Raw genomic sequence first — 11058 nt, forward strand, 5'->3', positions numbered from 1 at the left:
GATACGGCATCCACGACAGGGCGTCCACGGACTGGCTTTCCTGGATTGTGTCTTCAGTCCAGAGCATTAGCATGGCGTCCATGCGCAGCCACAGGAACATCCCCGAAACCAAGACCGGATCAATCACGCCGGAAGAACGGCGGGCGACCTACCGGACCATCGCTGGACTGGCCATACCCACCTTCGGCCAGCTGATCGCCTCCCCGCTCTTCGTCATGATCGACACCGCCATCGTGGGCCACATCAGCGACTCGGCCCTGGCCGGGCTCTCCATCGGATCCACTGTGGTGCTGACCACCGTGGGGCTCTGCATCTTCCTGGCCTACGGGACCACCTCCCAGGTGGCCCGACTCATGGGTGCAGGCCGCCGTAGGGAGGGCATGCAGGCCGGCGTGGACGGCATGTGGCTGGCCTTCGTCATCGGCCTGGTCGTCTGCGCCCTGCTCCTGGCTCTGAGCCGGCCCATCTGCAGCCTGATGGGAGCCCGCGGGCCGGTCCTGCAGGCAGCGCAGACCTACCTGAATGCCCTGGTCTTCGGTCTTCCGGCCATGCTTATGGTCTATGCGGCCAACGGCATCTTCCGGGGACTGCAAAAGGTAAAGATCACCCTGGTGGCCGCTGTATCAGGCGCCATCCTCAACACCGCCTTGGAGGTCCTTCTGGTCTTCGGCCTGCACATGGACATTCTGGGCTCCGGCCTGGCCACCCTGATCGCCGAGTGGGCCATGGGGCTCTTCCTGACCATCCCCGCCCTGGTCTGGGCCCGTCGGGAAGGCGCCCAACTGCGGCCTCGGCTCTCAGGCATGGCGGCCAGCATGGGCGACGGTTTCCCGCTCTTCCTGCGGACCCTGGCCCTGCGGGTCTGCCTCTTCATGACCGTGGTGGCTGCAGCCCACCTGGGCGAGCAGGTATTGGCTGCCTACCAGGGGGTCAACTCGGCCTGGAACTTCGGACTGAACATGTTGGATGCCGTGGGCATCGCCGGTCAGTCACTGGTAGCCACCGAGCTAGGTGCCGGACAGCGGTCACGGGCACGGGTCATGACCGATCTGTCAGCCAAGGCCGGCATGGCCATGGGAGTGCTGGTCGGACTGGTCATGATCGCTCTGGGCCTCTTCGCCGCTCCACTGTTTAGTCCAACGCCAGCCATCAGGTCGCTGATCACCGTAGGGATGATCGTCCAAGGGGTCTTCATGCCCGTCGCCGGATGGATGTGGGCACTGGACGGGATTCTGATCGGGGCCGGGGACTATCGCTACCTGGCAGCCACCTGCTCCCTGACGGCTGTGATCTATGTGATCGGACTGCTGGGCATGACGACTCTGGCCATGAACTGGACACCCACCTGGCGGATAGCCATGCTCTGGGCCGTCCTCAATGTCCTCTTCATCGGCGTCAGAGCCATCTGCAATGGCTTGAGAACACGCACCGATGTCTGGATGGGGACAATCGACCAGACCAGCCAAGCCTGAAGAGCCATAGAAAAAGCAGAACCCCACCGCCGGACCATGAAATAAGCCACAGCGGCGGGATCCTGCGAAACTGGTCAGTAGGAAGACGACCATAGGGACGGCAACATGCGGCTGCCTCAGATGGCGTCTACGCCTGTCTCCCCAGTACGAACCCTGATAACCGAGTCCAGGGTCTGCACCCAGACCTTGCCGTCACCCACGGTGTTGGTGGCAGCGGCCTGGACGATGGTGTCGACCAACTCGTCGACCCGTTGATCCTCGGTCAGCACCTCCAGGCGCACCTTGGGAACCAGATCCACCTTGACAGTGCTGCCCCGGTAGACCTCCTTATGGCCGCCTTGCCGACCATAGCCCTGGGCTGACGAGACGGTCATGCCGTGCACGCCGACCTCACTCAGGGCCTGTTTAATCTGATCCAGCCGCCCAGGCTGAATGATGGCGGTAATGAGTTTCATGCTGCCTTCCTTTCTGATCAGTTCAGAATGGACCCGAAGTCGTAGGCGCTCTCACCCTGATCGCTCTGATCGACGCCGATGACCTCCTGATCCTTGCTGACCCGCCAACCAATGGTCTTCTCCAGTGCAAAGGCGATTACACCAGTGACTACCGCTGCGTAGATGATCGCAATCACCGCGACCAGGAACTGAACCAGCAGCTGCCGGAAATTGCCGCCGGCCAGGAAGCCCGTGCCGGTACCAAAGAAGCCTATCAGCACAGTGCCCAAGAAACCACCCACACCGTGGATGCCTACCACATCCAAGGAGTCGTCATAGGCGAAACGGAACTTGAGCCCGCAGGCCAGGCAGCAGACGAAACCAGCCAAGAGGCCGATGACCATGGCCCAGAGCGGGGAAACCACGTCAGCTGCCGGAGTGATGGCCACCAGACCGGCGACCATGCCGGATGCGGCACCCATGGCGGTGTAGTGCCCGCTGCGAATCCGTTCAGTAAAGAGCCAGCCCAAGGTGGCGCCGCTGGCAGCTATGGTCGTGGAAACCCAGGCATATCCAGCCGTGCCGTTGGCGGCGAAGGCAGACCCGGCATTGAAGCCGAACCAGCCGAACCAGAGCAGGAAGGCACCCAGCATGACCATGGGCACATTGTGGGGGCGTATTGACTCCTTGGGGAAGCCGATTCGCCTGCCGATGATGAGCACAATGACCAGGGCTGCCACTGCAGCGTTGATGTGAATGACCGTACCGCCTGCGAAGTCGTGCGCCTGAGCTCCGATGGCGTTGGAGATGGGTCCATCGGCAGCCAAAAGCCCGTGATTCCAGACCATGTGGGCCATGGGCGCGTAATCCAAGGTGATCCAGAGGGCCACGAAGATCATCCAGGTGCTGATCTTGACTCGCTCTGCCAGGGCTCCCGAGATCAGAGCCACGCAGATCATGGCGAAGGCGGCCTGGAAGGCGATGTCTATCGTATGCGGGTAGGCAGCGTTTGCAGAATCAAGCGAGGTGAAGACCCCATCCTTGGCCGTGACCGTATCCTTGAGCAGGAAACCGGTGATAGGGTCGCCGAAGACACCTCCGATATCCTTGCCTGCAAAGGAAATCGACCATCCCCAGAGGGTCCAAATGAACCCGGTCACAGCAATGGCCAGCGTGGACATCATCATCATGTTGAGCACAGCCTTGGCTCGGACCATACCCCCATAGAAGAAAGCCACTGCTGGAGTCATCAGGAAAACCAAGGATGCCGCTATCAGCATCCAGGCAGCATTTCCAGAATCCATGCCTACACCTCTCTTTTCCCCATCCGGGCGAGCAATCCCCGATAAAGGGGGCTCCCCTCCGGACAGCCTACGTCAGATTCTCTTCCACTTCCCGATTCATCAAACAGGAAGAGGATGACGGTCAGGTCACCGTCGCATTACCTCCGGGTGACTATTGGATGACCACCTTATGACCAACGGACCGGACTACTCGTCTCCCAGAATGCCGTCGACAAAGGACTCGGGGTCGAAAACGGCCAGATCGTCAGGGCCCTCACCCAGCCCGACCAGCTTGACTGGCACACCCAGCTCCCGCTGGACAGATATGACAATGCCACCCTTGGCCGAGCCGTCCAGTTTGGTCAGGACAATGCCCGTGACCCCGATGGCCTGGGCGAAGACCTGGGCCTGGATCATCCCGTTCTGCCCGGTGGTGGCATCCAAAACCAGCAGGACCTCGTCCACGGGCAGGTTCTTCTCGATCACCCGCCGGATCTTGCCCAGTTGGTCCATCAGATTGGCCTTGTTCTGTAGACGGCCGGCCGTATCCACAATGAGAACATCTGCCTGATCATTTTTGGCTCGTTCGGCGGCTTCGAAGGCCACGGAGGCAGGGTCAGCACCGTCACGGTCGCTGCGGACCACGGGCACACCCACCTTGCCGCCCCAGGTTTCCAGCTGGTCAGCGGCGGCGGCGCGGAAGGTATCGGCGGCACCCATGACCACTGACTTGCCATCGGCCACGAAAAGCCTGGCCAGCTTGCCCGCCGTGGTGGTCTTGCCGGTGCCGTTGACGCCCACCATAATAATGACCGACGGCCTGTTGGCCTGGGGTCGGGCAGCCACAAGAGTTCGGTCCATATTGGGATCGACCAGATCGATCAGGCGCTGACGAAGGCCACGACGCACTGCTGCGGGGTCCTTCTGCCCGGTAATCCGGGCATCGTCACGCAATTGCTTCACCAGCTGTTCGCTGGCCTCGGCACCCACATCCGCCATGAGCAGGGTGTCTTCCACATCCTCCCAGTCGGACTCGCTCAGATGATCCTTGGTCAGAATGGCAAAGAGGGCCTTGCCGAAGGGGTTGGGACTCTTGGCCAGTCTGGCCTTGAGCCTGGTCATACGGGATGCGGATGCCTCCGGGTGAGCCAGCTCCTCCTGTGCCGACAGTGCTTCCTGGTCGGCCGAGGACGATTGACTGGATGCCTCTGAAGCGACTGAGCCTGCTGAACCTTTAGGCGCGCCCGGATTGGAGGATGCATCCGATGCAGACGAGGCAGATTGGATTGCCTGGCCATCCGACGAAGATTTTCGGGAAGCGCCAGGTCGGCTTTCAGCTTGACTCTTTGCCGCAGAAGCCGCCGATTTCGGGGACAAAGAGGATCTACCGTCACCAGGCTCTTCCGCCCTGCCAGAGCGCGCGGAATCCCCCTGGAACCGGCGTTTGCGGACCGCCACCAGGATGCCGACCACCGCCAGCACCAGGACGATCAACACCGCGATAAGAATAAGGATCTGCTGTGTTGTCATAGGTACCAGCCTAAAGGCGAAAAGGGACACGAACGGTCATCAAGAGCGGTCACTTTCCGCTCGGATGACTCTTTCCCATCTGTGAACCGTTCTTGACTGCAGGCATGATGTCGGAGGTGGTGGGCTGAGGCTCCCACCGCTGCGGACGCGAAGGCTCAGGGCTGGATGATCGCAGGGTGGAGTTCCTGGGGGTTGGAGGCCCAGAGGCCGCGGAAGCCGACTGCATGGCATTATTCTTCTGTCTCGGATTGACCGATGATGAAGAATCGCTGCTTGGTGGCGGAGGCACATTGATCTCGTCTGTGGAATCGGAGGCCAGCATACCCCGAACCTCCACCACGGAGGATGCATTGACATAGACCGGATAGGGATGTGCGCGGTCTTCAGCGGTTGGCGCATCCTCGCCCGAACCAGGGGCGAAAGACAGGTGCCCTCCTGCTATACGTGGCAGTTTATTCTCTCGTTCCTGCTGACGGCGGGCGGCCCGACGTACACGCTCATCCAGAGACTGGGAGAAGGCACGGTCCTGGGACTCACCAAGCGCCAAGCGCATGACAAATACGATGAATGCCGCAACCACCAGCACCCATACCAGGACAATCAGCCAGACCATACCTGCCATTCTCTCAGAAGAACCCCTCAGACGCGCTAAGACACGAGGAATCTATCGGTCTCTTTCACACTGGCAGGTCAGCAGATGCTCAGGACCCCTCTTACACCCAAGGCAGTCGCAGGCAAGTAGGAAGACTATTGCAGGAATTACGCTCAGCAAGGTCCGCAACTACCATTCGAGAAATCTCCTGCAATGGCGACAAAAGATGCATAGCCATCAAAAGTATCATTTCCAGCGAAATCCGTAGATGGAAACAAGCCCTGAGGCAATGCAGCCCACGGTCAGGTAGAGGATCCCGAGCCAGGCATGAGGCCAGGTGCCCGATCCGATCAGCATCATCGATAAGGCCTCCCGCATGTGATATAGGGGCGTATACGGGGCAATGGTCTGCACCCAGGACGGTAGCATATTGAGCGGCATCATAGCTCCGCCGATGAAGCCAAGGGGCAGAATAATGATGTTCGCAAGGATGGATACCCCTGCGATGGAGTAAATTATCACGGCGATAATGACACCCAGGAAAAAGAACAAAAGATAGCCAAGAACGAGGGGAAGCAATCCCGACAAAAATGTCGGTTTCAGCCTCATTCCCATGATCATTCCCAAGATGACAAGCACTACAGCCTGCGCCAGGAGGACGACGATACCCACAACAGCCTGGGAGAGGATAATCACATTCCAGGATAGAGGAAAATTGCGAACCGTCTGAAGCATGCCATTCTCACGCCAGAGAGCAAGGTGCGAAGCACCTGCAAAAATACCCACATAGGCCGCGCCAAATGCAATGACATTGGCGCTGATTTGACTGGCAATATCAACTCCAGGAACGTAGCTCTTAAAAGACAGGACCAGCGCCAATAACAGAGCTATCGGAAAGAGAAAGGTAAAAACCAGGGTGGACCAGTCACGAATATCGTAGTGGAACATCAATTTGAATAGAGTTTTGAAGCTGCTCATTTGACGTTCTCCTTTTCGAGAAGGCGAAGGTAGACATCCTCCAGACGCCCATCCTTGACTTGCGCCTGGCTTGTATTGATCCCTGAATCAACCAATTTTGCGAAAGTAACTCCGGTATCCCGGGTGCGTACTGTTAGACCATCGGGCGTGACCTTTACATAGTCGTCCCCCACGAGATGGGCTACTTGATCAGCGTGATCCAAGGCATTTGGAAGAAGAATGGTCGATTCCATCTCTGCTTGTGCAATAAGCTTGCTGGGACTGGCTGTTACGAGAATATGCTTATCCGCCAAGATCGAGACCACGTTGCACAACCGCTCCGCCTCGTCCAGATGGTGCGTTGTATAAAGAACCGTGGCGGCCAATTGCTGACTGGATTTGAGCAGGCTCACAAGGTCATGGCGTGACTCAGGATCGAGGGCAGCAGTGGGTTCGTCCAAAAAGAGCAGCCGAGGATGGTGGACGACAGCCGTGGCGATGGCCAGTCTCTGCTGTTCGCCGCCGGACAATGATTCAACCTTGTTGGATGCCACATGATCCAGTTTCAATGCATCAATAAGATCGTCCACACGCGACCGGGGCACCTGGTAGATATCGGCCACTGCAGTAAGGTGCTCAAGGAGCGTCGTTTTGGGGAAGAAGGACGACTTTTGAGGCTGGATGCCTATTTGGCGCAGCAGGGCCGGGTTGCGTGGATAGGGCGTCTTGCCCAGAACAGAGACCGTTCCCTCAACCGGTTTTTGCAGTCCTTCCAAGACGGTGAACAAGGTTGTCTTTCCAGCGCCATTTGGCCCGATGACCCCATGGAAGGCCCCTTCTTCAACCTCCAATGAAAGATGAGAGAGAATCGTTTTGTTCTTTATTCGAACAGTAAGGTTCGATACGCTTACTTCGATATTGCCCATTCCAGAGCCTTTCAGCGTCAATACTGATGTGGTAAAGCGCGGGTTGTGTCGTCTATTGCTGCTTGTCTATTCATGACTATTTCAATTTGCTGAGTCTGCGCAGGTGGAGGAAAGAATCAGTCCAAATTCCGGCCCAGCATAGTATGGTGATTTTGGCTCCGATGGTCTTTTCCATGAGACCATCTGCTTCAACTACGATAGCTTATTAATCCATATTCTTTCCTCACCCATGAGCCCAGAATTTCAGGCATTTTCTAATAAAATACAAGCTGGATCAGACATAAAACCGCCACCGTCCCACAAATTATGGCATCCAAGAGCACGTACTGGCAAACACTGATTCCACTACTGGTTTACCTGCAGCTGGAACAGCATATTCCCATTTATCAAGCGGGCCGCCAAGGGGCGGACGGGTACATCTACTTTGTTCCCAATCGGCACTTTGGTAAGAGAAGCCATACCAGTATCAGCAAAAGCGGATATTGAGAAAAGTGCGATGCTTGTTCCCCCGGCTCATGCTCACCAGTGGGGAGGTTGACCGCCGACAACAGTAGACCGCGCGAACGAACAGCGACGGCGATGATGCGAAACTCTGCAAGTTATCAACGGAACCCACTATTTCGCCCTTTTCGCGTATTGGCTATCTCGAATGATGCTGGCCTTCACCGTTTCGCCGCCAGTCTCTTACCTTCATGAAGACAATCATCATTAGCCAAACTGCTGGGTATGTGCATGAACCCCAGAACTGTGAACCGGTGGCAAACGATATAACATGGGCGAGAATTAATGCCAGGGCAAAAAACCTGACAGCAATGACTTGCGGCTTATCGGATGGTTTCTGTGTCGAAGCTGTTTGTCTCATGGCGGTTCCTTTGCCGTCGTATATAATGCACGGAATGTGCATAAAAACAAAATATACACTAACCGGCATTCGCTCAAAATAAGCTTAAAATAAGTTCGCGTTCTGGATGCGCATATACGTCATAGCCGGAGAAAATCATTGCAGAGAGCCTAGCCAGGAAGCAATTACATGAAAGCTGCTTTTGCATCCAAGATTGCGTTTACCGATCTGTTCGTTTCGAAGACAAATCAATCCAATACCGTTCTACTGGCTGACCAGATCTGCTGGGGAGCACATTCTCCAGTTGCCCGCCACGCGAAAGGATGGTCCGGCGGCTGGCCAGATTCGACGGGGAACAAGTAATCAGGACCCTACTCATGCCCAGAGTGGCAGCTTGTCGAAGACATTCATCCAGCATCAGCCCGGCATAGCCCAGCCGGCGACAATCCGGGCGGACCGAATAGCCGATGTTGCCGCCAGTGCGCAGAAGCGCCTGCGTAAGCTGCAACCTCAGCTGAATCATCCCCACCAGTTTGCCGCTGGGGTCCATGGCGGCGAACTGCAGGGCGGGCACAAACCCCGGCGGCAGATCATCGCCGCGCGCCTGATGAGCCACCTCAGGCAGGCCTGACCGACGAACCTCATCCAGGCTGTGACAGTTCTCCAAAGGGCCGAGCCCAGCCGCTTCATCCTCAGTTCGAGCACGACAGACCTGCAGATATTCCCAAACCGCTTCGGCACCCACTGCTCCCGGCCGGTCCAGCCTCACCAGACGGATTCCCATGGTCCACCTCTTCTGCCGAGTACTTGGCCACCCCTTTGTGCTTCAGCTTACCTGAGCAGCATTCAACGGAACTCGAGTTTCCAAAGAAGACAAGCGCCACAGGAACATCGCGCACATGGGTGAGTAGTCGGAACTCAATACAGCAAGAATCACAATGTTCAACAAGGTTCTTCCAAACTTAAGTTCTGTTCTTCAGTTCCCAGCTTCAGCTTCATCAGGTCAACGAAAGCGTAGCTCTGGAATCTATTGTTCTTTCTGCTTTTCTCCTCGCGATGCCCTGAACAACTGATCAGGGATCGTCAGTCAGACATTCCGGCCTGAAACCATGTGATGACGATTTGTGTACGGTCTCGCAGGCCGGTCTTGTCGAGTATGCGACTTACGTAGCGCCGGATGGAGGTGATTTCGAGAGTGAGACGCTGGGCTATTTCCTGATTGGACAGCCCCTGAGCGATGAGCCCGGCTATCTCGTACTCCCTGGGGGTCAACTTATCCAGCTGCTGCCGGGCCTGCGGGTCACTGACCTTATGCCGCGCATATGCTCTGTCACGGTTGATGAGCTCTGCTGTGATACGGGGGGTGAGCACTGCGTCACCATCAGCCACTGCGCGAATGGCTCGATGCAGGTCTCTGGTGGATACGTCCTTGAGAAGAAATCCATAAGCTCCTGCGTGCAGACCGGTGAAGGCGTAATCGTCTTCGTCATAGGTGGTCAGGATCAGCGTGCGAATGTCGGGGAACTCCTTGGCAATGACCGCAGTGGCACTGATGCCGTCCATCACCGGCATGCGAACGTCCATGAGGATCACCCGAGGAAGTGGCTGCGCGGCTGCTTTCATCTCTCGAAGCATGGTCACTGCCTCCTGACCGTTGGAGGCTTGTCTGACGACCTGTAAATCGTGGTCGGCCTCGATCATGCGCACCAACCCCTTGCGGAGGAGCGCAAGGTCGTCGACCAGCATCAGGTCAATCATGGGCATTGCCCTCTTTCTCGCTGGCGCCAGGCAGAATGGCTTCTACAGTCCACCCCCCGTTCTCGCTCGGCCCGCAACTCAGACTCCCTCCCATCAGTCGGCATTGCTCGCCAATCTGCTTTAGGCCCACTCCTGGATGGTCATGAATGGCCGGTTTCCAATCGCCCGAGGCTTGTCGATGTGCATTCCCATGCCCATCGTCGCGGATGCTGATTCGGAGGGTGCCGCCCTGCTCATAGTCGCGGGAGATGACGATGGCGCTCGGGTCTAAAGCGTGCCGGAGCGTGTTGGTGATTGCCTCCCTGCTGATGATGAAGCAGAGGTTGTCCTGTCTGCGATCCTGCCGCCGATGCCCTGTTTCGGTAGACACGACAGCCAGACCAGCCGCGCGGGCATGGGCGATCACGGTGTCGAGTTCATCGAGCGTGTGCAGCCTGGAACCATAGCTGCGCCCATCATCATCGGACTCTTCAGGTAGCGCCTCATGCTCTTGGACAAGGGTACGGACGGCTTGTCGGGTGTCGGCCAACCCATCCCTGGCCACCTGATTGATGTCCTTAAGCACCTCTTGCAGCTCCTCTACTTCAACCGAGTCAGCGAATCCCTGGGTCAGGGCAATGATTGTGGTGAGATCATGGCCCACGCTATCGTGCAACTCCCCTGCCACCTGGGCACGTGATACAGCCTGATCCCTTTGCCTGGCAAGCATCTCAGAGCGGATGCGCTCCCGCTCCTCACGCTGCTGCGTCTCGCGTCGAATCCGGTAGGATCTGACGGCTACGGCAGCGGCTACGACAGCCATGATGACAGCCATCCTGGCCGACCATTCCAGAAAGAGCATGTGCCCGGCATGCATGCTGAAGGTGACCGGACTGACGGCCGCGACTGCCTCACCCACGCCTGCCGCACTCTTGGGTACCGGTGATAGGCAGACGCAGAAATAAAGAGCGCCTACCAAGGGTATCAGGAAGCTATCGTCCGAGGTGGCAAATGACAGACCGACGTACGTCAGAGTCTCCATGGTCGTGATGAGCAGGGGAAGCTGCCTGCTCCAGTACAGCAGGCAGGAGCACAGGAATCCGATCAGACCGATGGCCGTCTTCCAAACGGGCAAAGGAATGTTCTCGGCCCAGGCTGGAGGAAACGTAGGGGCACTGACATAGAGAATCGTATACACCAGGCTCAGCAGAGGCGCGGCAAATCTGGTCAAGCGTTGATTGCTCAACAGCTCGAATAGGTAGGTTGCCATGCCCTTCATCGCGCCC

At 57.5% G+C, this 11058-nt stretch carries 10 protein-coding genes; 1 reads left to right on the forward strand and 9 read right to left on the reverse strand.

The features are described from left to right. The first annotated feature begins 80 nt into the window (after window positions 1–80). The gene (locus H3T89_RS04295; protein WP_232348440.1) at window positions 81–1472 is read left to right on the forward strand and encodes an MATE family efflux transporter; all 1392 of its coding nucleotides are present in this window, start codon (window positions 81–83) and stop codon (window positions 1470–1472) included. A 116-nt stretch (window positions 1473–1588) separates the two neighbouring features. Here the strand turns inward: H3T89_RS04295 and H3T89_RS04300 are convergent, their stop codons facing one another. The 9 genes from H3T89_RS04300 to H3T89_RS04340 form a co-directional block, all read right to left on the reverse strand. Next, window positions 1589–1927: a P-II family nitrogen regulator gene (locus H3T89_RS04300; RefSeq protein WP_110417746.1), complete on the reverse strand. Its 339-nt coding sequence runs from the start codon at window positions 1925–1927 to the stop codon at window positions 1589–1591. 17 nt (window positions 1928–1944) lie between these two features. Next, window positions 1945–3210 carry an ammonium transporter gene (locus H3T89_RS04305; RefSeq protein ID WP_110417747.1) on the reverse strand — a complete coding sequence of 422 codons (1266 nt, stop codon included), beginning with the start codon at window positions 3208–3210 and terminating at the stop codon, window positions 1945–1947. A gap of 186 nt (window positions 3211–3396) precedes the next feature. Then, entirely contained in the window at window positions 3397–4719 is a 1323-nt protein-coding gene (gene ftsY / locus H3T89_RS04310) for a signal recognition particle-docking protein FtsY (RefSeq protein WP_198216303.1), read from the reverse strand. A gap of 49 nt (window positions 4720–4768) precedes the next feature. Next, window positions 4769–5332, reverse strand: a complete 564-nt coding sequence (locus H3T89_RS04315; protein ID WP_198216304.1) for a hypothetical protein — start codon at window positions 5330–5332, stop codon at window positions 4769–4771. Window positions 5333–5557: 225 nt separating this feature from the next. Continuing rightward, window positions 5558–6289 (reverse strand): ABC transporter permease, encoded by a 732-nt coding sequence (locus H3T89_RS04320; RefSeq protein WP_198216305.1) that lies wholly within the window; start codon window positions 6287–6289, stop codon window positions 5558–5560. Then, window positions 6286–7194, reverse strand: a complete 909-nt coding sequence (locus tag H3T89_RS04325; RefSeq protein WP_198216306.1) for an ABC transporter ATP-binding protein — start codon at window positions 7192–7194, stop codon at window positions 6286–6288. The genes H3T89_RS04320 and H3T89_RS04325 overlap by 4 nt, the downstream gene beginning before the upstream one ends. A 1061-nt stretch (window positions 7195–8255) precedes the next feature. Continuing rightward, window positions 8256–8819, reverse strand: a complete 564-nt coding sequence (locus tag H3T89_RS04330) for a GNAT family N-acetyltransferase (protein ID WP_198216307.1) — start codon at window positions 8817–8819, stop codon at window positions 8256–8258. A 299-nt stretch (window positions 8820–9118) separates the two neighbouring features. Beyond that, entirely contained in the window at window positions 9119–9793 is a 675-nt protein-coding gene (locus H3T89_RS04335; RefSeq protein WP_198216308.1) for a response regulator, read from the reverse strand. Beyond that, a complete protein-coding gene (locus tag H3T89_RS04340) occupies window positions 9786–11051 on the reverse strand; it encodes a sensor histidine kinase (RefSeq protein WP_198216309.1) in 1266 nt (421 codons plus the stop codon). Before H3T89_RS04340 ends, H3T89_RS04335 begins: the two co-directional genes overlap by 8 nt. Window positions 11052–11058 lie beyond the last annotated feature (7 nt).

The sequence above is a fragment of the Bifidobacterium sp. W8114 genome (assembly GCF_016101165.1).
GTDB lineage: Bacteria > Actinomycetota > Actinomycetes > Actinomycetales > Bifidobacteriaceae > Bombiscardovia > Bombiscardovia asteroides.